This is a genomic window from Pseudarthrobacter sp. O4 (assembly GCF_050157025.1).
GTDB lineage: Bacteria > Actinomycetota > Actinomycetes > Actinomycetales > Micrococcaceae > Arthrobacter.
Genome location: NZ_CP189591.1, coordinates 3,752,658 through 3,778,693 on the forward strand (window position 1 = coordinate 3,752,658; position 26,036 = coordinate 3,778,693).

The window sequence follows — 26,036 nt, forward strand, 5'->3', positions numbered from 1 at the left end:
GCATGAGCGCTGACAAGGACCTGAACACTCTTCTGGCTACCATGCGCCCCGAACTCCGCGCGGGCGAGTTCGTCTACGTCCTGTGGCCACATGGTAGACCCCTGGCCGGCGCGATCGCGGCAGCCGTCCGCGAGGCGGAAGGCCTCACCGTGGTGTTGCCGCGGGCCGACGCGGACGGCCAAGGGCTGTCCTATGACTTTGTCGGGGCCTGGATCACGCTCCAGGTGCACTCTTCGCTCGAGGCAGTGGGCCTGACGGCAGCCGTCAGCGCAGCGTTGACCGAGGCGAAAATCAGCTGCAATGTCCTGGCAGGCTTCCACCACGACCATCTGCTGGTCCCCGTGGCGGACGCCGACCGTGCGCTGGAGGTTCTGCACGAGCTGGTCGCCGCCAGCGGAGAGCAGAAGCCGGCGCCGGAACTCGTGCTGCGCAGCGAACAGCCCGCAGACCGCCCCGCCATCCTCGCCCTCACGGCCGCGGCCTTCTCCGTCTCGCCCGTCACCGGGCTGCCGGTCGAAGGCGAACCGGAGGAGGTGCAGCTGCTGGCCCGGCTCTTTGAGTGCGAGGAATACCTGCCGGACTTCAGCATCGTGGCGGAGCTCGACGGCGAGGTCGTGGGCCATGTGATCAGCACCCGGGGCCGGGTGGGGGAGTTGGAACTCCTTGGCCTGGGTCCCATCGGCGTGGTGCCGCGGCTGCAGCGCCACGGCATCGGGTCCGCGCTCATGAAGGAAACTATCTCCCGCGCGAACGCCGCGCGGGAGCGGGGGATCGCGCTGCTGGGAAGTTCCGAGTATTACTCGCGGTTCGGCTTCGTGCCGTCCACCTCCCTCGGCGTCGAGGCCCCGGACCGTGCCTGGGGCGTGCACTTCCAGCTGCTTCCGCTGGCCGTCTGGCCGGGCGGAGTCAGCGGGACCTTCCGCTACGCCGGGCCGTTTGGCTGAACTCCGGCAGGAGCGGAGGGCTGCCCGAGGGGATAGCATGGACCGGGCGCCCCAGTAGCCCAACTGGCAGAGGCAGCGGACTTAAAATCCGCGTGTTGTGGGTTCGAGTCCCACCTGGGGCACAGCAGGATTCCGTTGCTCGCGACAGCGGTTCCGGGTGCGTAGCCGATGCGCGTCTCGACGGTCATTTGAGAGCAGAGCCCGCCTTTCCGCTCCCGGCCGCCCCTGTCCAGGGCCAGCCGGATCACACCGCTGATTTCCTCTATGCAACGAGTGTTATAAGGATGTGACCGTAGTCACTTATGTTCGCGCCAAATTTGCATTAGCTTGAAGTTAAATCAGGAACACCTGATCTTTCGCATCAAAGGCCGTTCGCACCTTTAGATCGAGGAGATTTCTACATGACTTCACTCCCCCAGGTGGCGCCCCGCATCGCTAAGCTCACAGCGCTTAGCATCGGCGTCGCCCTTCTGGCTACGGCTTGTGGTGGCTCGTCCACCCCGACGTCGACAGGATCCGCCACCGCCAAGGCCGCAGGCATCGCCTGCCCGGCCCCCAGTGCAACCGGCAGCGCCACCACTGCGGCCGGCGCTGGCGGTTCCGTGCCTGCTTCCGCCACCACCACCGACACCCCCCTGAAGATCGGCTCGCTCCTGCCGACCACCGGGTCGCTGGCCTTCCTCGGCCCGCCCGAAATCGCGGGTGTCAACCTCGGCATCAAGGAAATCAACGATGCCGGCGGCGTGCTGGGCAAGCCGGTCGAGGTCGTCCACCGCGACTCCGGCGACACCAAGACCGACATCGCCACGCAGTCCACCAACGCGTTGCTTGGCTCAGGCGTCAGCGCAATCGTGGGTGCCGCATCGTCCGGTGTGACGAAGACCGTGATCAACCAAATCACCGGCGCCGGTGTGGTCCAGTTCTCGCCGGCCAACACCTCGCCGGACTTCACCACTTGGGACGACAAGGGCCTCTACTGGCGCACCGCCCCCTCGGATGTGCTCCAGGGCAAGGTCCTGGGCAACTACATGGCCACCTGTGGAGCCCAGACCGTCGGCATGATCGTACTCAACGATGCGTACGGCACCGGCCTCGCGAAGAACGTGAAGGCTGCGTTCGAGGCGGCCGGCGGCAAGGTTGTCGCCGAGGAACTCTTCAACGAAGGCGATTCCCAGTTCAGCAGCCAGGTGGACAAGGTCATCGCGGCCAAGCCGGATGCCATTGCCCTGATCACCTTCGACCAGGCCAAGAGCATTGTCCCGCTGATGACGGGCAAGGGCATCAAGCCCACCCAGATGTTCCTTGTGGACGGCAACACGTCCGACTACAGCAAGGACTTCCAGCCGGGCACGATGAAGGGCGCCCAGGGCACCATCCCAGGCACCTTCGCCAAGGAGGACTTCAAGAAGAAGCTGCTGGCGATCGACCCCGCGCTGAAGGACTACAGCTACGCAGGCGAGTCCTACGACGCTGTGAACCTGATCGCCCTGGCCGCCGAGGCCGCCAAGAGCACCAAGGGCGTCGACATCGCCAAGCAGCTCAAGGCAGTCTCCGAAGTTGGCGAGAAGTGCACCGACTTCCCCTCCTGCGTCACCCTGCTCCGTAACGGCAAGGACATCGACTACGACGGCCAGTCCGGCCCCGTAACGTTCTCCGACGCCGGCGACCCGACGGAAGCCTACATCGGGATCTACGAGTACCAGGATGACAACACCTACAAGGCGTCCAAGGAAGAATTCGGCAAGCTCTAAGCCGCTTCCTCCCGACACCCAAAAGGCCCCCGTCCACTCCGGACGGGGGTCTTTTTGGGTGCGCGGGAGCTGCCGAGGGGCGTCAGGGAGAGCACCGGCGCGTCCGACCATGGAATTCCGGCTACGCCCGCAGGGTGCCCGCCCATAACTCTCGGCACTGCGTGCCGCCGTCGTCATTCTGCCGGGGGAGCGGGCAGGTGAGACAAGCGCTGAGGGCGACGGAGGCAGGCGCTTGTGAAAGCGCCGTTGTTGCGTGAGGAACGAGCGCAGGCGCCGAGCAAGTGGCTGCGGAGGCGCCCGGACGGTACCAGCGCACTTGGAACTACGCCGGGCACGCAGAAGGGCCGCCACCGGCTGCTTGGATTCTAGGGATCGTTGCAACACCTGTTGGTTAGGTGGTTAGTAGTAAATCACGTAAACGCTCGGCTGGAGTATTCCAGCCGAGCGTTTTGCGTGGGCGTCCGTTGAGTTCCTGGGCGACGTGTTCGAGGTCTTCAGGCCCATAGACGGACAGGTCGGTGCCTTTGGGGAAGTATTGGCGGAGCAGCCCGTTGGTGTTCTCGTTGGAGCCGCGTTGCCAGGGGCTGGCGGGGTCGCAGAAATAGACGGGCATGTCGGTGGCAAGGGTGAAGGATTTGTGGGTGGCCATTTCCGCGCCCTGGTCCCAGGTCAGGGATCCTCGCAGGTGCGCGGGCAGGGTGGCCATGGTCTTGACGAGGCCGTCGCGGACGGTTTCGGCGGTGTGGTCATGTGGCAGGTGGACGAGCATCACGTAGCGGGTGGTCCGTTCGACCAGGGTCGCGATCGCTGACTGGTTATAGGCGCCGGTAATGAGGTCCCCTTCCCAATGGCCGGGCACGGCGCGGTCCTCGATCTCGGGCGGGCGCTCGGAAATCATGACCATCGGGTCCAGGAACCTGGGGGTGCGTTGCTCGCCGGTGCGGTGGGGTTTGCGGCGGGTCCGGCCGGTGCGCAGCGCTGCCTGTATCTCGCGTTTGAGGCCGCCTCTGGCCTGGACGTAGAGGGCTTGATAGATCGTCTCTGGGCTCACACGCATCTCCGGGTTGTCGGGGAACTCTTCGACCAGCGTGTGGCTGATCTGCTCCGGAGACCAGCGTAGGAGCAGCTTGTCCTTCACGTAGTCGCGCAGGTCCGAGTCGCCAGCGAGCTTGGCCGTCTTGGGCCGGGCCCGCCGGGCAGCGGCCTTCCGATGCGCCCCGTGCGGCAGGTAGCCCATCCGGGAATCGGTATTCCTGGCCAGCTCGCGGCTGATCGTTGAAGGCGATCGTCCCAGGGCGTGGGCGATCGCCCTGATCGAAGTGCCGGCGGCCTGCAGGTCCCGGATCAGCTCCCGTTCCTGCACGGTCAGGAACCGCGGATCGATAGATTTCTCCAACGCTGATACCGGTACGGGGACCAGGGTCGTTCCGGTCGTGCCGGCGGGAGGGGTCATGGTGGTCACACCACGTTTGTAGTCGACGATTCGGCCATCCGGGTAAATGCGTCGGCCGCCGGACTTACGGATTCCCTGGTCCCACTCTTCGGCGGTCCGGAGATGTATCCCGACCGCTGCGGCAGCTTTGCGCCGACTCACGCCGGTCTTGCGCAGCCGGAAGTACTCATCCCGGCCTGGGTGAGGACCCGTCCCCGTTTTGCCATGGCTTTTCAGCCCGGCTTTACGGACCCAACCGGCGCAAGTTGCGGGATTCAGTCCCAACTCCCGTGCGGCCTGCGTCGTGCTCTTGACGCGGTCGAACACGACGAAGAACTCAGCCTTCTGCGCAGGCGTGTATTTCCTCTGCCCAGCTTCCCGATTCCGTGGGACCCGCTCAGGGAGCCGAGATTTATGGACCCATTGGTAGCACGTCATCTGATTGAAGCCGAGCTCCGCCGCGGCCGCGCTCACACTCCCACACCGGTCCAACACCGAAAAGAACTGAGCCTTCTGCTCCGGCGTGTATTTCCTCCGGCTGGCAGCTTCCTTCGTTAAAGACGACACGGTCGTTGCAACTCCCAAAAATTCTGGGTGTTGCAACGACCGCTAGAACCCGCCCTGGTGACGGCCCTTCTGCGGGGATACTGCCCGGGGAGCTAGTCGACTTCGTCGGCCAGGGTGCCCAGGTACAGCTGGATGACCTTGGGGTCCTTCATGAGCTCCCGTCCGGTGCCCGTGTAGGCATCCTTGCCCTGGTCCAGGACATAGCCGCGGTCACAGATCTGCAGGCAGCGGCGGGCATTCTGCTCCACCATGATGACGGAGACGCCGGCCCGGTTGATCTCATGGACCCGGAGGAACGTCTCGTCCTGTCTGACCGGGGAGAGACCAGCCGAGGGCTCATCGAGCAGCAACACGGCCGGGTCCATCATCAGGGCCCGCCCCATGGCCACCATCTGGCGTTCGCCGCCGGAGAGGGAGCCGGCCCGCTGGGCGCGCCGCTTGCCAAGTTCCGGGAACAGGCCCGTGACGAAGTCGAAGCGCTCGGAGAAGTCCTTGGGCCGCTGGAACATGCCCATCTGCAGGTTTTCCTCGATGGTCAGCGCCGCGAACACGTTGTTGTTCTGCGGTACAAAGCCGATGCCCCGGCTGACCAGCTTGTTGGCCTTGAGCCCGGTGATGTCCTGGCCGCGGACCACGACGGAACCCGAGTGGACCTTGACCAGGCCGAACATCGCCTTCAGCAGGGTCGACTTACCGGCGCCGTTGGGGCCGATGATGCCGATCAGCTCACCCTTGCGGGCCTCGATGCTGCAGCCGTTGAGGATGTTGACGCCGGGGAGGTAACCGGCCACCAGATCGGTGACCTTGACGACCGAGTCCTCATCGTGCACGGTCTGTGCGGCGGGCGCCGCGCTGGTGGCGCTCATTCTGTATCCTTCTCTGTGCGGTTCGGCTCGTCGAGGCTGCGCCGGCCGTGGGCCGTCCCGTTGGCCTTCTGCTCCGTGGCTTCGGCGGCGACGACGTCGAGCGAGATGATGCCGGCATTCTCGGTGCCGACAATCGATTCCTCATCGGCCACCAGTTCCGCGGCGAGCTCCTTGATGCCTTCCGAGTCACCAAGATCCACGTCGTGGTGGGCGCCCAGGTAGGCGTCAATCACGGCCGGGTTCTTCATGACGTCGGCGGGCGGGCCCTCGGCCACGATCTTGCCCTCGGCCATCACCACGACCCAGTCGGCGATGTGGCGGACCATGTTCATGTCGTGCTCGACGAACAGCACGGTCATGCCCTCGGCCTTGAGGTTCTTGATGTGGTCCAGCAGGGACTGGGTCAGTGCCGGGTTGACCCCGGCCATCGGCTCATCGAGCATGACCAGTTTGGGCCGGACCATGAGGGAGCGGGCCATTTCCAGCAGCTTGCGCTGGCCGCCGGACAGCGACGCCGCGTAGTCGTCCTTCTTGGCGTCCAGCTTGAACTTCTCCAGCAGCACTTCGGCCTCGGCCGTGATCTCCTTTTCGCGGCCGCCCCAGATGCCCTTGAAGAGGGCCTTGGAGAGCCGCTCGCCGGACTGGTGGGACGCGCCCAGACGCATGTTTTCCATGACGGTGAGCTTGCCCATGACCTTCGTCAGCTGGAAGGTCCGGACCATGCCCATGCGGGCAACCTTGTACGAGGAAACGCCGGCAATGCTGTTGCCCTCGAACTGCCACGTGCCCGAGTTCGGGATATCGAAACCCGTGAGCAGGTTGAACAGGGTGGTCTTGCCGGCACCGTTCGGGCCGATCAACGCCGTGATCTTGTGCCGCGGGATCTCAAGGTATTCGACGTCGACGGCGTTGATGCCGCCGAAGCTGCGGGTGACGTTCTCCGCCACCACGATGGGATCGCGCTTCTTGCAGCCGGGTACTGCCTCCCCGGCCGCGATCGGGCGGGCGTCCGTCATGTAATCAATGTTGTCAGTGTTGTGGTTTTCGTCTGTTGCTTTTTCGCTCATGCGAACGCCAGCTCCTTCTTATTGCCAAAGACGCCCTGGGGCCTGAAGATCATCAGCAGCATCAGCGCGACACCGACCAGGATGAAGCGGAGCTGCCCGGCCTGGACAGTGTTCAGCCAGGTCACGGCGCCGGATTCGATCAGGCCGAACAGGATGCCTTGTGTGAGTGACAGCACAACCCAGAAGATCATGGCGCCGACAACCGGTCCCAGCACCGTGCCGAGGCCGCCGAGCAGCAGACAGGTGTACAGGAAGAATGTCAGCTCGGTGCCGTAGTTCGCCGGCTGGATCGCGCCGCGGGGGAGAGTGAAGATCATGCCCGCCAGGGCGCCGAGCACACCACCGATGATCAGTGCCTGCATCTTGTACGCGTACACGTTCTTGCCGAGCGAGCGGACCGCGTTTTCGTCTTCGCGGATGCCCTTCAGGACGCGGCCCCACGGGCTGCGCATCAGCAGCCACACCAGCGCGCAGCAGACGATCACGAGTCCCCAGCCGACGACGCGGATGAAGAAGTCCCGGTTGTTCATGCCGAGGTAGGAACCGGCAGGGAACGGGTTCATGGAGTAGAACCCGCCTTCGAAGGCGGCCAGGCCGTTGGCCGAACCGGTCACGGAGGTGAGCTGGTTGGTCGTGACGATGTAGCGCACGATTTCGGCGGATGCGATGGTCACGATCGCCAGATAGTCCGCCCGCAGGCGCAGGGTGGGTATGCCCAGGAGCAGGGCGAAGATGGACGAGGCGACCACGGCGATCAGCAGGCCCACGAAGAAGGGTACGTGGAACGTCAGAGTGGAGATGGCGAAGCCGTAGGCGCCCACCGCCATGAAGCCGGCCTGGCCGAAGTTGAGCAGGCCCGAGAAGCCGAAGTGAACCGCAAGGCCCAGGGCGGCAAGGGCGTACGCCGCCGTCGTCGGGCTGAAAATTTCACTGGCAGCGCTTGAGAAAATGAATCCGAAGTCCATGGCTGTCTCCTAACCCACGCGCTCGCGACGGCCCAAGATGCCCTGAGGCCGGAACAAGAGGACAACAATCATGATGAACAGTGCTCCCACATATTTGAGGTCGGCGGCGAGGCCGAACACGGTAGTCAGCTCCACGAAGATGCCGACGATGACGGATCCGATCAGGGCGCCGAAGACCGTGCCGAGGCCGCCCAGGGTGACGCCGGCGAAGATGAGTAGCAGGATCTGCGAGCCCATGTCGAAGGTGACGCCGGGACGGTAGTACGCCCACAGGATGCCGCCGAGGGAGGCCAGCATGCCGCCGGTGACCCAGACGATCCGGATGACCGAGTCGACGTCGATGCCGGAGGCCGCAGCCAGCGCCGGGTTGTCGGCCACCGCGCGGGTGGCCTTGCCCAGCCGGGTCTTCAGCAGGACGATGCCGAGCAGCGCGATGACGACGGCGCTGATGACAAGCGACCAGAGGTTATTGGGGGAGATGGAGACCGGGCCGATCTGGATCTCCGGGCTCTGGGCGAACGGCAGCTGCTGTGTGGCACCGCCGAAGTAGAACTGGATCACGTAGCGGACGGCCAGTGCGAGGCCGATGCTGACGATCATCATCGGGACCAGGCCGGTGCCGCGGCGCCGCAGCGGCTTCCACAGGCCGGCGTCCTGGACGTAGCCGAAGAGTCCGCCGCCGAGGAGGGCGAGCAGGATGGCCAGCCAGAACGGGAGGTGCATCGCGTTGAAGGCAAAGACCAGGACGGCGCCGAGGGTGACCATTTCGCCGTGCGCGAAGTTGGTCAGGCCGGTGGTGCCGAAGATCAGCGACAAGCCCACGGAGGCGAGGGCGAGCAGCAGTCCGAAGCTGAGGCCCGCCACCAGGCGGTTCAGCAGGTTCTGGCCGAAGTCCTGCTGCTGGATGACGATGCCTTTGCCGAAGGCGAAGATCACCGAGAGGTTGGAAGTCTGGCTGAACGTGACCTTGCGGGGATTCTCCTGGCCGTCGGCGAGCTTGATGCCCTCCGGCAGTGTGGATTCGTCCAGCTGGACCTCGTACGTTCCCTGGGTGGGGACGCCGATGGTCCATGAGCCGTTGGCTCCCGACTTCGTGGTTCCTGTGAAGTCACCGCTCTTGGCGGTGATGGTCACGTCGGCGATCGGGGCGCGGTCGTCGCCGCGGAGGAAGCCGCTGATGCTGTTCTGGAACGTGGTTGCCGACGGGGATGGTGCCGGCGAGGGAGTCGTGGCCTGCGATGCCGGTGCGACGATGAGCAGTAGCGCGGCCGCGGCGGCGAATACGGCCCCCACAGCTTTCAGCAGTCTGCCGCGCCGTCTCTGCGACAGGCCTCTCGGTGTGCTTCTCAAATTGAAAACCTCCACATGGGGGTGGTCTGGGTTGCGCCTTTGCAACCGCTGCGATCGGTCAGGGGACGAGGGGTGGTGCGTGGTGCGATGCGGATGGATAGAAAACGGTATAGCTTGTGATGTTCGTCACCCTGTGTGGCCCATGTTACAGCCCGTTCAGGGCAATGAATGCCGCTGCGAGCAGCGAGAACGTCGCGATCGGGTAACAACCGTGAAGCCCGCCCGTGCTGTGGTTTACCTGCGCTAAAGAAAACTTTTGTTGATTCCGAGTATTCCTAAACATTCGGAGTCTGCGGCGGCCGCAGGGCGGAAAACCGCGCCGGGGAGATCACGGTTGGGTTGCGGCCGGGGCCCCGGGGGAACTATCCCTGCCCGCCAGTCGTGGAAATTGGTAGCGTGGGCTGTAACCATGGACTAACGGCTCACCACCGGATCATCATTCACCCCCTTTATTTGGAGGACACCCGCAATGGCACTTGGCGGAAACCCGATCTTCAACGGAAAGAACTTCCGTGGAGCCACCCAGGCACCGCCTGCCCCGCAGGCCTACGGGCAAGGAGCCTACGGTCAGAACGGCTACGCCCCGGGACAGCACGGCCAGGGTCAGTACGGCCAGGGCGGCTTTGGCGCAGCCCAGCAGGGCATGACCCAAGACCAGCTCCAGGACATGTACAACCGGCCCGCCGCCGGGCCCGCCGATACCGGCCGCATGACCTTTGACGATGTCATCGTCAAGACCGCCGCCTGCCTCGGTGTACTGATCGCCGGCGCAGCCGTGACCCTCGTCGTGGCTCAGGGCCTGGCTTCCATGCTGATGATCGTCGGCGCGCTGGGCGGCTTCGTCCTCGCGCTCGTCAACAGCTTCAAGAAGCAGCCTTCACCGGCGCTGATCCTGGCCTATGCCGGCCTGGAAGGTCTCTTCCTCGGCGGTCTGACGCGGATCCTCGACGGGATGTTCCCGGGCGTGGGCCTGCAGGCCGTCATCGGCACACTCTCGGTCTTCGCCGTGACCCTGGTGCTCTTCAAGAGCGGCAAGGTCCGCGCCACCCCGAAGGCCATGCGCTTCTTCATGATCGCGATGATCGGCTACGCCGTTTTCGCGCTCATCAACATGGTCATGATGTGGACCGGCGCCGTCGATTCCCCATTCGGCCTGCGGACCAGCGTGGAGATCTTCGGCATTCCGCTGGGCGTCTTCATTGGCCTGCTGGCGATCGGCCTGGCCGCGTTCTCCCTGATCATGGACTTCACCAGCATCGAAGCCGGTGTCCACAGCGGCGCCCCGCAGCGCTTCTCCTGGACCGCTGCCTTCGGCCTCACGGTCACCCTCGTGTGGCTGTATGTCGAGATCATCCGCCTGCTGGCGATCCTCCGCGGCGACGACTAACGATCGGCGACGACTAACGATCGGTCCCGGGAACCAGCTGACAGGGGAGCCCCGCCGCAGGGCGGGGCTCCCTTCTGCATGCCGCTCCTGCGGCCCGGGTGGACTGCGGCCCGGGTGGACTGCGGCCCGGGCGCGTTGCGGCTCAGCCCAGCCGTTCGAGGACCACTGCCATGCCCTGCCCGCCGCCGACGCACAGCGTGGCCAGCCCGAGCTGCGCATCCCGCTCCCGGAGTCCGTTCAGCAGGGTCACGGCGAGGCGGGCGCCCGTCATGCCGAACGGGTGCCCCAGCGCAATGGCGCCGCCGTGGACGTTGAGCTTGTCGTGGTCGATCCCGAGCTCCTTGGCACTCGCCACGACCTGGACCGCGAACGCCTCGTTGAGTTCCACGAGGTCGATGTCCCCGATGCCCAGCCCGGCGAGCTTCAGCGCCCGCCGGGTGGCCTCCACCGGGCCCATGCCCATCAGCTCGGGGGAGAGGGCGCTGACGCCGGTGGACACGATCCGTGCGAGCGGCGCCAGCCCGAGTTCGCGCGCCCGCAGGTCGCTCATGACCACGACGGCGGCGGCGCCGTCGTTCAGCGGGCAGGCATTGCCGGCGGTGACGGTGCCTTCGCTGCGGAAGACGGGCTGCAGGGCGCTGACGGACTCGTAGGTGACACCCGCCCGGGGCGAATCGTCCCGGTCGACCACGACGCCGTCCTTCCGGGTGTACGGCGTGATCTCCCGGGTGTAGAAGCCCGAGGCGATGGCCGCTTCGGCGCGGTTCTGGCTGAGCACGGCCCAAGCGTCCTGGTCCGCCCGGCTGATCCCATAGCTGGTGGCGACGTTCTCGGCGGTCTGGCCCATGGAAATGTAGATGTCCGGCATCCGGCCGCCCAGCCGGGGGTCCGTCCACGGCGTGTTGGAGGCGGCGCGGGCCGCCGTGCGCTTCCGGGCGGCGTCGAAAAGCGGATTGTGGGTGCTGGCGTCGGCTTCCCCGGCCCCCGCCCAGTCGCGGCACCGGGACACCGCCTCCACTCCCGCCGAGACAAAGGCCTGGCCTTCGCCGGCTTTGATGGCGTGGAAGGCCATCCGGAGCGTCTGCAGGCTGGAGGCGCAGAAACGGTTGACGGTGGCGGCCGGGACGTTGTCTAGGCCGGCCAGGATGGCGACCACCCGGGCCATGTTGGAGCCTGCTTCACCGCTCGGTTCCGCGCAGCCCAGATACAGGTCGTCGAGGCCCTGGCCGTTCGTGTCCGCGGCGTCGAAGGCTGGTATTTCGGCCAGCGCGGCCGTCACCATGGCGGCAGCCAGGTCGTCGGGCCGCTCGTCTTTCAGCGAGCCCTTGAAGGCGCGTCCGATGGGGCTTCTGGCAGTGGAAACGATGACGGCTTCTGACATGCGCCCAGCCTACGCTCCGGTCATGCCAGGCGCATGGCCCCGGCCGCGGGGCGGACGCTGAAGACGTCCGGCGCGGCGTAGCCGGCCTGCGCAAAAGACCGTTCGACGGCGGTCCGCACCTGCCGTACCGCCCCCACCGGCGTGAGCGCAATCGCGGAGCCGCCAAAGCCGCCTCCGGTCATGTGGGCGCCGAGGGCGCCCGCCGAGCGTGCAGCTTCCACCGCGAGGTCCAGTTCGGGACAGGAGATCTCGAAGTCGTCCCGCATCGAGGCATGGGAGGCATCGAGCAGGGGACCGATCGACTGGGGTCCGGCGCTGCGGAGCAGCTCGATCGTCTGCAGCACGCGGTCATTCTCGGTGACGACGTGGCGGACCCGGCGGAATGTCTCCTCGTCCAGGAGCCCGCCCGCTTCATCAAGATCCTCGAGTCCCACATCGCGCAGGGACGCCACCCCGAGCACCTCCGCCCCGAGCTCGCAGGAGGCGCGCCGGGCAGCGTAGCCACCGCCGGCATGGGAATGCGACACCTTCGTGTCGATCACCAGCATCTGGAGCCCGGCACGGGAGGCGTCGAACGGCACGAGGCGGATGCTTTGGTCCCGGCAGTCGAGGAAGACGGCGTGTCCGGGTGAGCCGCGCAGCGAGGCCGACTGGTCCATGATGCCCGTGGGCGCGCCGACGAACTCGTTCTCGGCGCGCCGGGTGGCCAGCACCATGTCCTCGAAACCCAGCCCGGCGGCCGTGAGCTCGTTCAGCGCTGTAATGACGGCGCACTCGATGGCATGGGAGGAGGCCAGCCCCGCGCCCCGGGGCACGTCCGAGTCCAGGAGCAGGTCCAGGCCGGGAACGGGGAGCCCACGCTGCTGCAGCGCCCACAGCACCCCCAGCGGATACTTCGTCCATCCGCGCGCCGTGGCGCGGTTCAGGGCACCGGCATCCGCCGTCGTCAGGCCCTGGTTGCCGAAAGTGGACAGCAGCCGGAGGGTCGAATCCGGCCGGACCCGGACCGCCACCCGGGCCGTCCTGTCGATCGCGAAGGGCAGTACGAACCCCTCGTTGTAGTCCGTGTGCTCGCCGATCAGGTTGACGCGGCCGGGGGCCTGCCAGACGCCGTCGGGGGCCGCGCCGAAAGTGCCCCGGAACAGCGCGGCGAGTTCGCCGGTGCCGAGGGGGGCGGTCATGGCTGTGCAGCTTTCGAAGTGCGGCTCATGGGTCCAAGGTATACGGCTTGCCGGGCCGGTCTGTACGGTGGTGCGCATGGATCAGACGACGCCCGTTCCCCGCCACGCCTCGGGCCGGCAGTACGAGCTGCGGCGCGGCGACGCCCTCGCCGTCGTGACCGAGCTGGCCGCCGGGCTCCGGCTGTACAGCCGCGGCGGCACCCAGCTGACCGAAAGCTACGGCGACGGCGAGATCCCGCCCGGCGCTACCGGGATCACGCTGGCTCCATGGGCCAACCGGGTGGAAGACGGGCTCTGGTACCTGAACGGCAGGAAGCAGCAGCTCGACATCACCGAGGTGTCGCGCAACAACGCCAGCCACGGGCTGCTGCGCAACACCTCCTACGGCCTCGTGGACGAATCGGAGTTCTCGGTCACGCTCGAAGGCGTGGTCTTCCCCCAGCACGGCTACCCCTTCCTGCTGCGTCACCGGGTCCGCTACGAACTGGCCGGGGACCTGGGGCTGGTGGTCCGGCAGACCCTCATCAACGACTCGCAGGAGCCCGCGCCGGTTGTCCTCGGCGCCCACCCGTACCTGCGGCTGGGGGACGTGCCCAGCGGGGAGCTCACCGTGACCGTCGGCGCCGGCACGAGGCTCGTGACGGACGCCCGGCACATTCCGCGCGGCACCGAACCGGTCAGCGGCGACTTTGACCTGCGCGGCGGCCGGCTTGTCGCCGGGCTGGAGATCGACTCCGCCTACACGGACCTGGAGTTCGACGGCCGCGTCGCCCGCCACACGCTGCACGCGGCGGACGGGCGCAGCGTGAGCCTCTGGCAGGACGCTGCCTGCGGCTACGTCCACGTCTTTATCACCACGGAGTTCCCGGGCCGGGCCAAGGCGGTGGCGATCGAACCCATGACCGGGCCGGCCAACGCCTTCAACAGCGGAGACGGACTGCGCTGGCTCGCGCCGGGGGAGGAGTTCGCGATGAGCTGGGGCATCAGCGCGTCCCTGGGCTAGGCAAGCTACTGCGGGGTTTCCCATCCGGGCGCCGCTGGTGAATCATGGGGCTATGACGCCAGCTGACGCCGCCGAACCGCGCAACGCATCCGATTCCGCCCCACGGGCCGCGCCCCTCCGGGTGATGACGGACCGGGAACTGGACCAGGACATTCCCTACGGCATCCGTATCGCGGCAGCGTGGTCCTGGCGGCTGGGGCTGATCCTGCTGTTCAGCGGAGCCCTCATCTGGTTGCTGGGGCGCATCAGCTTCCTCATCATTCCGGTCATGGTGGCGGCGCTGCTGGCCGGACTGCTCAGCCCCGTCACACGGTGGCTGACGCGGCACCGGGTGCCCACGGGCGGCTCGGTGGCGATCACGGTCCTGGGCTTCATCGGGATCATCGCCGGCGCGCTCGCCCTGGTGGGACGGCAGCTAGTATCCGGTTTTGCCGAGCTGTGGAGCCAGGCGCTCGCCGGAGTGCAGCAGATCCAGGGCTGGCTTTCCGAGGGGCCGCTGCACCTGTCCGCCGCCCAGATCGACCAGTACCTCAAAGATGGCACCGCCGCGCTGCAGAACAACAGCAGCAGCATCCTCAGCGGCGCCCTCTCCTTCGGCAGCACCGCGGGCCACTTCGCCGCCGGACTGGTCCTGTCCCTCTTCGTACTGATTTTCTTCCTTCTCGAAGGCAGCCGGATCTGGGGCTTCCTCGTCCGGCTGCTGCCCCGGAAGGCCCGAGCCGCCACAGACGGAGCCGGCCGGAAGGGCTGGACATCGATGGTCAGCTACGCGCGGATCCAGATGTTCGTGGCCTTCGTGGACGCCGTCGGCATCGGAGCCGGCGCCGCCATCATCGGAGTGCCGCTCGCCCTGCCGCTGGGCGTCCTGGTTTTTCTCGGCTCCTTCATCCCCATTGTCGGTGCGCTCGTCACCGGGGCCGTCGCCGTCCTGCTGGCGCTGGTGGCCAACGGGCCCGTCAACGCGCTGATCATGCTGGGCATCGTGCTGCTGGTGCAGCAGCTGGAGAGCCACATCCTGCAGCCCCTCGTGATGGGCAAGGCCGTCGCCCTGCATCCGGTGGCCGTGATCCTGTCCGTGGCGGCCGGATCCTACCTCGCCGGGATACCGGGGGCGCTGTTCTCCGTGCCGATCCTCGCCGTAGCAAACTCGTCGGTTCGCTACATTGCCGGCAGAACGTGGGAACATGATGAGGTGCTTGCAGCCGCGGGTCATCAGGGCGTCCTTGCCCCTGCCGAGCCCGGCGCCGACAACACTTTCAGAGACGTCCACCTGCCGGGCCGAACGCCCGGCAACCGGGGGGACGCCGCACACCACCATGGTGACCCGGGCAGCGATGCCGGCCGGGGCGCCGGAGCCTGATCCGAAGAAGGAGACTCGTTCGTGATTACCCTTAAGAGCCTGCCCGTCACGCTGGACAATGTCCTGGAGGCGCAGAAGCTGCTCGACGGGATTATTACGCGGACGCCGGTCGAGTCATCCCGTGCCCTCGGCAGCATGGTGGGCGGCGAGGTGATCCTCAAATGCGAGAACCTGCAGCGTGCCGGCTCCTTCAAGGTCCGCGGCGCCTACGTGCGGATGGCAAAACTCTCCCCGGAAGAGAAGAAGCGCGGCGTCGTGGCCGCCTCGGCCGGCAACCATGCCCAGGGCGTGGCGGTCGCGGCCAAGAGCCTCGGCATCAAGGCCCGCATCTACATGCCCCTCGGCGTCGCCCTGCCCAAACTCGCCGCCACCCGCAGCCACGGCGCCGAAGTGGTGCTCCACGGCCACAACGTCGATGAGGCCCTCGCCGAAGCGAAGCGCTACGCCGACGAAACCGGCGCCGTCTTTGTCCACCCGTTCGACGACGTCGACGTCGTTGCCGGCCAGGGCACCGTCGGCCTCGAAATCCTCGAGCAGGTCCCCAACGTCGACACCATCCTGATGGGCGTCGGCGGCGGGGGGCTGCTCGCCGGCGTCGCCGTGGCCGTCAAGGCCCGGGCAAGGGAACTCGGCAGGGAAATCCGCATCATCGGGGTGCAGGCCGAAAACGCCGCAGCCTACCCGCCGTCGCTCGCCGCGGACGCCCTGGTGCCGCTCAAGCGCGTCTCCACGATGGCCGACGGCATCGCCGTGGGCCGGCCCGGGCAGTTGCCCTTCAGCATCATCCGCGAACTCGTGGACGACGTCGTCACCGTCAGCGAGGACGCCCTGGCCCGGGCACTGATCTTCCTGCTGGAACGCGCCAAGATGGTGGTCGAACCTGCAGGGGCCGTCGGCGTCGCCGCGCTGATGGAAGGCAAGATCGAGAACCCCGGAACCGTTGCGGTGGTCCTCTCCGGCGGCAACATCGATCCGATGCTGATGCTCAAAGTCATCCAGCGCGGACTCTCCGCCGCGGGCCGTTACATGACGGTGCGCATGATGCTGGACGACCGTCCCGGCTCGCTGGCCACGATCGCCCGGATCATCGCCGAGAATGACGCCAACGTGACCGGCCTGGACCACACCCGGGTGGGCGGGTCGATCAGCATGGGCGACGTCTCCATCACGGTGAACCTGGAAACCAAGGGCCACGAACACTGCGAACAGGTCCTCGCGGCACTCCGGGCCGAGGGCTTCCAGCCGATCGTGGTGCACTAGGCCCCATGACCCTCGACTCTTCCCGGGACGAACGGCCAGGTGCAGGCAACACCACCGCGGTGCGGGCCCGCATGGGACTGCTTGTGGTGGGCTCCTTCGTGCTGCTGCTGTACGTGATCGAGATCATCAACACCGTGCTGTTCCATTCCCTGAACAGCACCTTCGGGCTGCGGCCGCGCAGCCCGGACGGGATCGTGGACATCCTGACGTTCCCGCTGCTGCACGCCAATTTGGCCCATCTGATCTCCAACACCCTCCCGCTGATCATCTTCGGATTCCTGGTGTTCCTGTCCGGACGGCGGGTCTTCATCACCGCCCTGGCTGCAAGTTGGCTGGGGTCCGGGGCCGTGGTGTGGCTGATCGGCGGGTTCAAGGTGACCGTGGGTGCATCCGGCCTGGTCTTCGGCCTCTTCGCCTTCCTGCTGGTGCGTGGATTCTTCAACCGCAACTGGTGGCAGATCGTGCTGTCGGTCGTGCTGTTCATGAGCTACGGCGGCATCCTCTTCGGCATCCTGCCCACCGTGGCGAGCTTCGTCTCCTGGCAGGCGCACCTCGGCGGGGCGATCGGCGGCGTCGCAGCCGCGCTGCTGCTGAGCACCCGGCGCGCCGGTGCGCTGCGCGCCGGACGGTAGGGCCGGCAGGCACAGAAGAACGACGCCGGCCCTCCCGCGAAAGGGGAGGGCCGGCGTCGTTCTGCGTTAAGGTGTTCCGCCGCTGGGCGGCATGCCCGAGTGCTTAGCCGACGTACGGCTTGGCGGACATGATCTCCACCGTGATGTCCTTGCCGTTCGGGGCGGTGTAGCTGAGCTTGTCGCCCTCCTTGTGGCCGACGATCGCGGCGCCCAGCGGGGACTTCTCGCTGAAGACGTTGAGGTCGGAATCGCCGGCGATCTCGCGGGAGCCGAGCAGGAAGCTTTCCTCATCGCCCGCGATCCTGGCGACAACTATCATTCCGGGCTCCACGATGCCGTCGTCAGCCGGCGACTCGCCGACGTGGGCGTCCCGGAGCAGGGCGGTGAGCTGGCGGATGCGGGCCTCGATCTTGCCCTGCTCCTCCTTGGCCGCGTGGTAGCCGCCGTTCTCCTTGAGGTCGCCTTCCTGCCGGGCAGCTTCGATCTTCTGAACGATTTCCGCCCGGCCGGGGCCGGAGAGGTGGTCCAGCTGTGCCTTCAGGCGGTCAAAAGCTTCCTGGGTGAGCCAAGCTGCCGTTGCGCTGTTGGGGGTAGACACGGACTTCTCCTTTTTGTGGTCAAACAAGCAAAGACCCCGCCACGGTGGCCACTTATGGAACTCAGTAACCAGCTCAGCGGGGGAAAGGTATTAATCCATTGTAGTCAATCCTGTGGATAAACCAAAGAACACTGCGGTGTGGATCACACCGTGTTACGGCCGGCCGGCCCGCTGCCGGGCTATTTGGCGGCGCCGGGAATCCAGCAACTGTCGATGACGCCGGAAACGGCCTGGGATTCGGTGCGGACGATCGCACGGTGCACGGTGGTACGGCCGCCGTCGGTGCCGGCGTCGGCAGCGTTGGGTCCGACGTCGACCACCTTCCAGCCGACCACGGCGAACTTGGCATCCAGTGCCTTGAGGGCGCATTTAGCGTCCGTGGCCGGGTCCTTGGTGACCTGGAAATCGATTTCGGTGAGGGTGGCGTCCGGAGTGCTGTAGCCGATGTCCTTGAAGCTCACCGACGCGGTGGCAGACGAGGTCGAGATCCAGGCCATGAAACCGATCCCCACCGCGAGGGCAGCAATCAGGATGTTGCGTTTGGCCTTGCCGGTCAGCGCGCGCTTTTGGCCGCCGTAACGATTGGCTAGGCTGGTAGATGCCGGCGCGGGCGCGGCAGGCTGATCCTCGGAAGTCACCAGTCCAGTTTAGTGTGGATCGGGACGGGGATTTTCCGGGCCGAGGATCCGGCCCGATCCCATTGCAAGATGACCCGTGTAAGTAGTCCCGAATCCGAAGACCTGTAGAAACCTGTAGAAAGAGGAGCCGTCCCACGATGACAGCGTCCCCCAGCCCGTCAGCGCCGCTCCGACTGCTGGCTGTCCATGCTCATCCCGACGACGAATCGAGCAAGGGCGCCGCCACCATGGCCATGTACGCGGCGGCCGGCATCGACGTCCTCGTGGCGACCTGCACCGACGGCTCCCGCGGTGATATCCAGAATCCCGCCATGGAGGGCGAGCCACACCCCAAACGCGACATGGCCGGAGCCCGCAGGCTCGAAATGAACCGCGCGGCCGAGGTCCTCGGCGTCCGGCAGCGCTGGCTGGGCTTCGTGGACTCCGGACTGCCGGAGGGCGATCCGCTGCCGCCCATGCCGGTGGGCTCCTTCGCCACGCAGCCCCTTGAGCGGGCCGCCGCCCCCTTGGTGCGCCTGGTCCGAGAGTTCAAGCCGCAGGTCATCCTCAGCTACGACGAGAACGGCGGCTATCCGCACCCGGACCACATCATGGCGCACCGCGTGGCGGTCGAAGCCTTCGAGGCCGCGGGCGATCCGGCCCGTTATCCGGGAACCGGTGCGGCCTGGGCGCCGAGCAAGCTCTACTACGACCGCGCCTTCAGCCCCGAACGTTTCCGCGCCCTGCACTTCGCGCTGCAGGAATCCGGCCTCCAGTCGCCCTACGCCGAGCGGATGGCCGCCTGGCTCGAGGCCGATGCGGAAGGACACACCCCACCCGCGCCTACTCACGCCACGACCACCCAGATCGAGTGCGGGGACTTCTTCGAGGCGCGGGATGAGGCCTTGCGCGCACACCGCACCCAGGTGGACCCGGAAGGCTTCTTCTTCGCCGTGTCGCCGGCGATGCAGCGCCGCGTCTGGCCGTGGGAGGATTACTCGCTGATCCAGGCCAGGATCCCGGTGGACCTGCCTGAACAGGACTTCTTCGCCGGGCTAAGATAGAGCCAGAAGGCCAATTCTATGCCGTGTAGAACTATGACGTTTACGTGTCATCCAGAAGCGGTTCAGAAGCGGTTCAGAAGCAGCCATTCAGAAGTAGCCCCGCAGGAACGGCCCCGGCGTCGGGGCCGCCGTCAGTCCCCACAGAAGGTTCTCACCGTGCATTCCTTGCTCATCGCCCTGGCAACATCACCGGCGCCTGCTCCTTCGCCGTCGCTGCGCCCGGGACTGTCCCAGGACCAGGTGACGCCCGGCCTGCTGGGCTTCCTGCTGACCGCGTTCATCGTGGTGCTGACCGCGCTGCTGATTGTGGACATGGTGCGGCGCATCCGCCGGGTACGCTACCGTGCGCAGGTGGAGGAAGAACGCGCGGCCGCCGAAGAAGCGGCGCTGAACAACGGTGACGCCCCGGCGTCCCCGCTTGCCGGGGGCCTGTTCCCGGACCACGGTCCTTCCGGCGCTGCCGGCACCCGCCCGGAAGCCAACGGTGATGCGGGACCCGGAAACCGCTGACGGCGGAACGCCGCGGACCTTCCCCGAGGCTGCCAATGCCCTGGGGGCAGAGCCCTCTGCCTATCTCCGGCAGCATGCCGGCAACCCAGTCCACTGGCGCCCGTTCGGCGACGAGGCCTTTGCCTTCGCCGCGGCCCGCGACGTCCCGGTGTTCCTCTCCATCGGGTACGCGGCCTGCCACTGGTGCCATGTCATGGCGCACGAATCGTTTGAGGACCAGGCCAGCGCGGACTTCCTGAACGCCAACTTCGTGGCCGTGAAGGTGGACCGGGAGGAGCGGCCCGACGTCGACGCCGTCTATATGGCCGCCACCCAGGCCATCACCGGTGAAGGCGGCTGGCCGATGTCCGTCTTCCTCCTGCCCGACGGCCGCGCCTTCCATGCCGGCACCTATTTTCCGCCCCGGCCGCTGCCGGGCAGGCCGTCCTTCCGTCAGGTCCTCGAGGCTGTGGTCGATGCCTGGCACGAGCGCCGCGACGCGCTGGTACAGAATGCCGACACCCTGGCCCGCGGCCTCGCAGCCTCGCAGCCCGGCTCCGCGGTGCGGCTGGACCGCCCACCCGAGCCCATCGGCGCAGCCCTGCTATCCGAGGCCGTGGAGTCACTGGCGGCCTCGGAAGACCCGTCCCACGGCGGCTTCGGCACCGCACCGAAGTTCCCGCCGTCGCCGGTCCTGGAATTCCTGATCCGGCACGCCGCCGCGCCCTCAACTGCCGTGGGATCGAATGCCTTGCCCTCGACCGCCTTGGGATCCGGAACCGCCGACGCGGCCCGGGAGATGGCGGGCCGCACCCTGGCCGCGATGTCCCGTTCGGCCTTGTTCGACCAGCTCGACGGCGGCTTCGCACGTTACTCCGTGACGCGCGACTGGTCCGTCCCGCACTTCGAGAAAATGCTCTACGACAATGCCCAGCTGCTGCGCCTCTACGTCCACTGGGTGCGGCTCGGCGGCACGGCGGGGTACCCGCCCGCGGAAGCCGCCGATGTGGCCGGCCGCACCGCCGACTGGCTCCTCGCGTCGCTGGGTCTGACAGCTGCGGCTGGTCTGACAGCGCCGCAGGGACCGGCAACGGCTGATGCCGGCGCCGGGGTACTTCCGGACGCCCTGGCCTCCTCCCTCGACGCCGACACCGTGGTGGACGGAGTCCACGCCGAGGGCGCCAGCTATCTGTGGACCCCCGCGGAACTGGCCGGGCTGCTGGGACCGGGCGACGGCGCCGCTGTCGCCCGGCTGATGAACGTGAACGCCCGCGGCACCGTGACCGCCGGAGAATCCCCGCTGCACCCCGCGCGGGAGTTCAGTGCGGAGGACGCCGTGCTCTGGCAGCGGGTGCGGCCGGCACTGCTCGCCGCGCGTTCACGCCGGCCGCAACCGGCCCGGGACGACAAGGTAGTAGCGGGCTGGAACGGGCTGGCCGTCGCGGCGCTTGCCGAAGCCGGCGCCGTGCTGGAACGGCCCGCGCTGGTGGCGGCCGCGGAACGGATCGCGGCGTACCTTGAACGGGTGCACTGGAGCGCAGGCGCCGAGGGGACCCCGGGCAGCCTGGTGCGGGTCTCGCATGACGGCGCCGCCCGGGGCATCGGTGGCCTCCTGGAGGACTACGCTTTCTGCGCCGAGGGACTGCTCGCGCTGCACTCCGTCACCGGCCGGACGCGCTGGTACCGGCTGGCCGAGGACATCCTGGCTGCTGCCTGCGCCCGGTTCGTCACGGAAGGCGCCCTGCAGGACACCGCAGGAGAGTCGGAACAGGTGTTCAACGCCCAGGGCCGCAGGGCAGCGCTGGATCCCTTCGACAACGCCGCCCCCAGCGGCGCGGCCGCCTTCGCCGGCGCGCTGCTCTCCTACTCCGCCCTGTCCGGCTCCAGCAAACACCGGGCACTGGCCGGTAAAATCCTCGGCCTGCTGCCGCCGCTGGCGGTCCGGGCGCCCCGGGCTGCCGGCTGGCTGCTGGCGACGGCCCAGGCAGCGCTCGCCGGTCCGGTGGAGGCAGCGGTCACCGGCCCGGACACGCCGGAGCGTGCCGCACTGCACCGGGAGCTGCTGCTCTCGCCGAGTCCCGGACTCGTGATTGCCGTCCAGGACACGACCCAGCCGGACACTACCCGGCCGGACACCGCCCAGCCGGACGCCGCGCCGGCCGTGCCGCTGTTGCGCGGCCGGGGACCCGCCCCGGACGGCTCGCCGCAGGTGTTCCTGTGCCGCGGGATGGTCTGCGAACTTCCCGTGGGTTCTGCCGCCCAGGTGCTGGCACGCCTCGCTAGCATGGCGGAATGACCTCTTTCAGCCGGCCGTCCCGGTGCGACTTCGAGCTTGTGGTGTTCGACTGCGACGGCGTCCTGGTGGACTCCGAAGTGATCGCTGTCCGGGTGGACCAGCGGGTGCTGGCGGACCTCGGCTGGGAGCTGGGGCTCGGGCAGACCGGTCTCCTGCACCGCTTCGAAGGAAGGATCTTCAGCGCCACTGAAGTCGCAAACGGCAAGCCGGCCCCGGATCTTTTCCTGCATGCCGCGGCTCGGCTCGGAACACCCCCGGAGCGGTGCGTCGTCGTCGAGGACAGCGCCTACGGGGTCCAGGCGGCGCGGGCGGCCGGGATGCATGTCCTGGCCTACGCCGGCGGCGTGACCCCGGCAGAGCGGCTGGCCGGCCCCGGCACCACGGTGTTCCACGATATGCGGCAGCTGCCGGAGCTGGTTGCCGCGGGACGTCCCGCCTGAGTTGGCCTCGTGAGGGAACCGCCCAGGCCCCCGGAACGGCCCAGTCCCGGGCTCAGCTCAGGACCGCGATGGCAATCGCGATGAAGTGCGCGGCAAAGGCGAAAACCGTGAGGGCATGGAACAGCTCGTGGAAACCGAAGTGCTCGTAGCTGAAATTCGGCTTCTTCAAGGCGTAGAAGACGGCCCCGGTGATGTAGAGGACGCCCCCGACGCAGATCAGCACGGCTGAGGCCACATTGGCGGCGAAGAAGTCCGGCAGGTAGAACAGGGAGCCGCAGCCCAGGGCGATGTAGATCGGCACGTAGAGCCAGCGCGGGGCGTGGGTCCACAGCAGCCGGAACAGCACGCCGAGGATGGCTCCGGACCAGATCACCCACAGCAGCAGTTCGGCCTTTGGCCGCTCCAGCAGGGCCCACGCCAGCGGCGTGTAGCTGCCGGCGATCACCAGCATGATGTTCGTATGGTCCAGCCGCTTCAGCACGATCTTAACGCCCGGGGACCAGTTCCCGCGGTGGTAGGTGGCGCTGATGCCGAACAGCAGGACCCCGGTGAAGGCATAGACGGCGGAGGCGATCTTCAGGTCCGGCGTCGGGGCCAGAATCACCAGCACGAGACCGGCTGCCAGCGCCAGCGGGGCCGTCACGGTGTGGATCCAGCCGCGCCATTTAGGCTTGATCATCAGCAGCTCGGCAAGCCGCACCGCGGCGTCGTCCACCGGGGTTCGACGTTCCGCCGGGCGCTCCGGCAGGGGCTCAGGACTGTTGCTTTCCATCCCGCCATAATATCCTACGGCTGAGTAAGTTACTGATCAGTAGCAGCTGCTTCGACGCAACATCGCGACTGCCCTGCACACGCCACCGCCCTCCGGCAGGTAGCCTAGGATGTGCACTGAAGTCGTACAAGGAAGCCAGGTGAATCTCCGGATGGAACTGCCCGGGTTCCTCTATGGCTTCTACGAGCGCAGGCTCCAGCGGTCCCTTGACCCGGGGCGGATCCCCAAACACATCGGCGTGATGGTGGACGGCAACCGGCGGTGGGCCCGCCAGTTCAACGCCCCGACAAGCCAGGGGCACCAGGCCGGGGCCGACAAGATCCACGAGTTCCTTGGCTGGTGCCAGGAGCTCGGCGTCAAGGTGGTCACGCTCTACATGCTCTCCACTGACAACATGAACCGCTCGGGCGAGGAACTCGACCTGCTGATGGGCATCATCGCCAACACCCTGGACCGGCTGGACGACGACGCCGACATTTCGGTGCACGCCATGGGAGCTCCGGAGCTGCTCCCGGACTATCTCGCCGAGCGGCTCAACAACCTCACGGCCCGCACTCCCGTGCGCGAGAAGATCCACGTCAATGTCGCCGTCGGCTACGGCGGACGGCGCGAGATCGTCGACGCCGTCCGTGAGCTGCTGCACGACGCCGTAGCCCGGGGCGCGGACATCGGGAAACTGGCCGACGAGCTCACCGTGGACGATATCTCGCGGTTCCTCTACACTCGCGGCCAGCCTGATCCGGACCTCGTGATCCGCACCTCGGGGGAGCAGCGGCTTTCCGGGTTCCTCATGTGGCAAAGCGCCTACAGCGAATTCTATTTTTGCGAAGCGCTGTGGCCCGCCTTCCGGAAGGTGGACTTCCTCCGTGCCCTGCGCGACTACGCCGGCAGGCAGCGCCGTTACGGCACCTGAGGCGTTCACCCCGAGTTCACAGGACCGCAACAAGAATCGCCGAAAAATAGGCGCGGGAATGCCGCGTTCGGGACGTACGTTAATCCCATCAGCAGGCAAACCGCCGGCTGATCGGGGAGGCCAACACGTGGAGCGGATATTCGCACCGGATGTATGGGAGGCCCGTCCGGCCTCCGGGCCGAGCCGCCTCACCAATAACAAATCCGGGCACGCCCGGGGCTGGAGTCGATGTGGCTAATTCTGAGCAACTGCCCGACGTCATTTCCGACCAGGGAGAGAAAGCTAGCTCTCGCGCCAAGCGAGCCACCACAAAGACCGGTGCAGCAGATTCTGACGCTGCGGCCGGTCTTGCTGTTTCCGGGGAAGAAACAGCAAGCGGAGCCCGGGCCCGGAGCTACGTGATCGACACCTCCGTACTGCTTTCGGACCCGCGGGCTATTCTGCGCTTCGCCGAGCACGAAGTTATTTTGCCAATCGTCGTCATCACCGAGCTCGAAGGCAAGCGGCACGATCCCGAACTCGGCTACTTCGCCCGCAAGGCGCTTCGTCTCCTCGATGACCTGCGGGTGGAGCACGGCGGACTGGACCGGCCCATCCCGCTCGGCGACGACGGCGGCACGCTGATGGTGGAGCTGAACCACATCTCCGCAGAGGTGCTCCCCGCCGGCTTCCGCGGCGGGGACAACGACAGCCGGATCCTCGCCGTCGCCAAGAACCTCGCCAACGAGGGCCGGGACGTAACGGTGGTGTCCAAGGACCTGCCGATGCGCGTCAAGGCCTCTGCCATGGGGTTGCAGGCCGACGAATACCGCAACGAGCTCGTCAAGGACTCGGGCTGGACCGGGGTTGCCGAGATCGACGCCAGCGAGGAGGAAGTCTCCACGCTCTACGGCCACGAGCCGGTCTTCATCCCGGAAGCGGCCGAGATGCCGGCGAACACCGGACTGGTGCTTCATTCCAACCGGGGATCGGCCCTGGGCCGGGTGGGGGCCGACAAGCAGGTCCGGCTCGTAAAGGGTGACCGCGACGTCTTCGGACTGCACGGGCGTTCCGCCGAACAGCGGCTCGCGATCGACCTGCTGATGGACGCTTCCGTCGGCATCGTCTCCCTCGGCGGGCGTGCGGGTACCGGCAAGTCCGCGCTCGCCCTGTGCGCCGGCCTGGAAGCCGTCCTGGAACGCCGGGAACACCGCAAGGTGATCGTCTTCCGGCCGCTCTACGCGGTGGGCGGTCAGGAGCTCGGCTACCTGCCCGGCTCCGAAGCGGAGAAGATGAACCCTTGGGCGCAGGCGGTCTTCGACACCCTCGGCGCGCTGGTCAGCCAGGAAGTCGTGGAGGAGGTGATGGACCGCGGCATGCTCGAGGTGATGCCGCTGACGCACATCCGGGGGCGTTCGCTGAATGACGCCTTTGTGATCGTGGACGAGGCGCAGTCCCTGGAGAAGAACGTGCTCCTCACGGTGATGAGCCGGATCGGCCAGAACTCGAAGATCGTCCTGACCCACGACGTCGCCCAGCGTGACAACCTGCGGGTCGGCCGGCACGACGGCGTGGCCGCCGTCGTCGAGACGCTCAAGGGACATCCGCTCTTCGGCCACATCACCCTCACCCGCTCGGAGCGCTCGCCTATAGCGGCCCTGGTGACCGAGATGCTCGAGGGGGCGGAGATCTAACTGTGTTGACCCGGCCTGGCCTGCCGCC

23 protein-coding genes and 1 tRNA gene are annotated in these 26,036 nt (G+C 67.1%); 14 read left to right on the forward strand and 10 right to left on the reverse strand.

All coding sequences use genetic code 11. The features are described from left to right. The first annotated feature begins 2 nt into the window (after positions 1-2). The 3 genes from ACQCSU_RS17460 (at position 3) to ACQCSU_RS17470 (ending at position 2,695) form a co-directional block, all read left to right on the forward strand. Positions 3-944 carry an N-acetyltransferase gene (locus tag ACQCSU_RS17460; RefSeq protein WP_426976511.1) on the forward strand — a complete coding sequence of 314 codons (942 nt, stop codon included), beginning with the start codon at positions 3-5 and terminating at the stop codon, positions 942-944. A gap of 48 nt (positions 945-992) precedes the next feature. Then, a tRNA-Leu gene (locus ACQCSU_RS17465) sits at positions 993-1,066 on the forward strand. A 279-nt stretch (positions 1,067-1,345) separates the two neighbouring features. Next, positions 1,346-2,695, forward strand: coding sequence for an ABC transporter substrate-binding protein (locus tag ACQCSU_RS17470; protein ID WP_426976512.1), 1,350 nt, complete (start codon positions 1,346-1,348; stop codon positions 2,693-2,695). A 391-nt stretch (positions 2,696-3,086) separates the two neighbouring features. Here ACQCSU_RS17470 and ACQCSU_RS17475 read toward each other — a convergent pair whose 3' ends face one another. The 5 genes from ACQCSU_RS17475 to ACQCSU_RS17495 all read right to left on the reverse strand — a co-directional run bounded on the left by ACQCSU_RS17475 (position 3,087) and on the right by ACQCSU_RS17495 (position 8,885). Next, complete coding sequence (locus ACQCSU_RS17475) at positions 3,087-4,289, reverse strand: IS30 family transposase (protein ID WP_426976513.1); 1,203 nt, start codon at positions 4,287-4,289, stop codon at positions 3,087-3,089. Between the two features lie 497 nt (positions 4,290-4,786). Continuing rightward, positions 4,787-5,560 carry an ABC transporter ATP-binding protein gene (locus ACQCSU_RS17480; RefSeq protein WP_426976514.1) on the reverse strand — a complete coding sequence of 258 codons (774 nt, stop codon included), beginning with the start codon at positions 5,558-5,560 and terminating at the stop codon, positions 4,787-4,789. Continuing rightward, positions 5,557-6,627, reverse strand: a complete 1,071-nt coding sequence (locus tag ACQCSU_RS17485) for an ABC transporter ATP-binding protein (RefSeq protein WP_426976515.1) — start codon at positions 6,625-6,627, stop codon at positions 5,557-5,559. The genes ACQCSU_RS17480 and ACQCSU_RS17485 overlap by 4 nt, the downstream gene beginning before the upstream one ends. Continuing rightward, a complete protein-coding gene (locus ACQCSU_RS17490) occupies positions 6,624-7,592 on the reverse strand; it encodes a branched-chain amino acid ABC transporter permease (RefSeq protein WP_426976516.1) in 969 nt (322 codons plus the stop codon). Before ACQCSU_RS17490 ends, ACQCSU_RS17485 begins: the two co-directional genes overlap by 4 nt. 9 nt (positions 7,593-7,601) lie before the next feature. After that, positions 7,602-8,885 (reverse strand): branched-chain amino acid ABC transporter permease, encoded by a 1,284-nt coding sequence (locus ACQCSU_RS17495; protein ID WP_426976517.1) that lies wholly within the window; start codon positions 8,883-8,885, stop codon positions 7,602-7,604. Between the two features lie 526 nt (positions 8,886-9,411). Between ACQCSU_RS17495 and ACQCSU_RS17500 the strand changes: the two genes are divergently transcribed. Beyond that, positions 9,412-10,329: a Bax inhibitor-1/YccA family protein gene (locus ACQCSU_RS17500; RefSeq protein ID WP_426976518.1), complete on the forward strand. Its 918-nt coding sequence runs from the start codon at positions 9,412-9,414 to the stop codon at positions 10,327-10,329. A gap of 142 nt (positions 10,330-10,471) precedes the next feature. Here ACQCSU_RS17500 and ACQCSU_RS17505 read toward each other — a convergent pair whose 3' ends face one another. Together ACQCSU_RS17505 and galK are read right to left on the reverse strand one after the other, a co-directional pair. Beyond that, on the reverse strand, positions 10,472-11,710 hold the full coding sequence (locus ACQCSU_RS17505; RefSeq protein WP_426976519.1) for an acetyl-CoA C-acetyltransferase: 1,239 nt from the start codon (positions 11,708-11,710) through the stop codon (positions 10,472-10,474). 20 nt (positions 11,711-11,730) lie between these two features. Next, positions 11,731-12,891 (reverse strand): galactokinase, encoded by a 1,161-nt coding sequence (galK, locus tag ACQCSU_RS17510; RefSeq protein WP_426976520.1) that lies wholly within the window; start codon positions 12,889-12,891, stop codon positions 11,731-11,733. Positions 12,892-12,967: 76 nt separating this feature from the next. Here galK and ACQCSU_RS17515 point away from each other — a divergent pair, with 76 nt between their 5' ends. Genes ACQCSU_RS17515 through ACQCSU_RS17530 form a run of 4 tightly spaced genes read left to right on the forward strand, consistent with a single transcriptional unit; the run spans position 12,968 to position 17,146 of the window. After that, positions 12,968-13,894, forward strand: a complete 927-nt coding sequence (locus ACQCSU_RS17515; protein WP_426976521.1) for an aldose 1-epimerase family protein — start codon at positions 12,968-12,970, stop codon at positions 13,892-13,894. A gap of 52 nt (positions 13,895-13,946) precedes the next feature. Continuing rightward, positions 13,947-15,254 (forward strand): AI-2E family transporter, encoded by a 1,308-nt coding sequence (locus ACQCSU_RS17520; protein ID WP_426976522.1) that lies wholly within the window; start codon positions 13,947-13,949, stop codon positions 15,252-15,254. 21 nt (positions 15,255-15,275) lie between these two features. Continuing rightward, positions 15,276-16,514, forward strand: a complete 1,239-nt coding sequence (gene ilvA / locus ACQCSU_RS17525) for a threonine ammonia-lyase (RefSeq protein WP_426976523.1) — start codon at positions 15,276-15,278, stop codon at positions 16,512-16,514. A 5-nt stretch (positions 16,515-16,519) separates the two neighbouring features. Then, positions 16,520-17,146: a rhomboid family intramembrane serine protease gene (locus ACQCSU_RS17530; RefSeq protein WP_426976524.1), complete on the forward strand. Its 627-nt coding sequence runs from the start codon at positions 16,520-16,522 to the stop codon at positions 17,144-17,146. A gap of 103 nt (positions 17,147-17,249) precedes the next feature. Here ACQCSU_RS17530 and greA read toward each other — a convergent pair whose 3' ends face one another. Further along, complete coding sequence (gene greA, locus ACQCSU_RS17535; RefSeq protein WP_426976525.1) at positions 17,250-17,744, reverse strand: transcription elongation factor GreA; 495 nt, start codon at positions 17,742-17,744, stop codon at positions 17,250-17,252. Between the two features lie 179 nt (positions 17,745-17,923). Further along, positions 17,924-18,382 carry a DUF4307 domain-containing protein gene (locus ACQCSU_RS17540; protein ID WP_426976526.1) on the reverse strand — a complete coding sequence of 153 codons (459 nt, stop codon included), beginning with the start codon at positions 18,380-18,382 and terminating at the stop codon, positions 17,924-17,926. A 137-nt stretch (positions 18,383-18,519) separates the two neighbouring features. On the opposite strand from ACQCSU_RS17540, the gene mca reads away from it, so the two are divergent. From mca to ACQCSU_RS17560, 4 genes are all read left to right on the forward strand, one after another. Beyond that, complete coding sequence (mca, locus tag ACQCSU_RS17545; RefSeq protein WP_426976527.1) at positions 18,520-19,425, forward strand: mycothiol conjugate amidase Mca; 906 nt, start codon at positions 18,520-18,522, stop codon at positions 19,423-19,425. Between the two features lie 156 nt (positions 19,426-19,581). Next, on the forward strand, positions 19,582-19,935 hold the full coding sequence (locus tag ACQCSU_RS17550) for a hypothetical protein (RefSeq protein WP_426976528.1): 354 nt from the start codon (positions 19,582-19,584) through the stop codon (positions 19,933-19,935). Then, positions 19,913-22,210 carry a thioredoxin domain-containing protein gene (locus tag ACQCSU_RS17555; protein WP_426976529.1) on the forward strand — a complete coding sequence of 766 codons (2,298 nt, stop codon included), beginning with the start codon at positions 19,913-19,915 and terminating at the stop codon, positions 22,208-22,210. The genes ACQCSU_RS17550 and ACQCSU_RS17555 overlap by 23 nt, the downstream gene beginning before the upstream one ends. Then, positions 22,207-22,650: an HAD-IA family hydrolase gene (locus ACQCSU_RS17560; RefSeq protein ID WP_426976530.1), complete on the forward strand. Its 444-nt coding sequence runs from the start codon at positions 22,207-22,209 to the stop codon at positions 22,648-22,650. Before ACQCSU_RS17555 ends, ACQCSU_RS17560 begins: the two co-directional genes overlap by 4 nt. A gap of 52 nt (positions 22,651-22,702) precedes the next feature. Here ACQCSU_RS17560 and trhA read toward each other — a convergent pair whose 3' ends face one another. Then, positions 22,703-23,422, reverse strand: coding sequence for a PAQR family membrane homeostasis protein TrhA (trhA, locus tag ACQCSU_RS17565; protein ID WP_426976531.1), 720 nt, complete (start codon positions 23,420-23,422; stop codon positions 22,703-22,705). 151 nt (positions 23,423-23,573) lie between these two features. Here trhA and ACQCSU_RS17570 point away from each other — a divergent pair, with 151 nt between their 5' ends. Together ACQCSU_RS17570 and ACQCSU_RS17575 are read left to right on the forward strand one after the other, a co-directional pair. After that, entirely contained in the window at positions 23,574-24,335 is a 762-nt protein-coding gene (locus ACQCSU_RS17570) for an isoprenyl transferase (protein ID WP_426979830.1), read from the forward strand. Positions 24,336-24,565: 230 nt separating this feature from the next. Beyond that, complete coding sequence (locus tag ACQCSU_RS17575; RefSeq protein ID WP_426976532.1) at positions 24,566-26,008, forward strand: PhoH family protein; 1,443 nt, start codon at positions 24,566-24,568, stop codon at positions 26,006-26,008. The last annotated feature ends 28 nt before the right edge of the window (positions 26,009-26,036 follow it).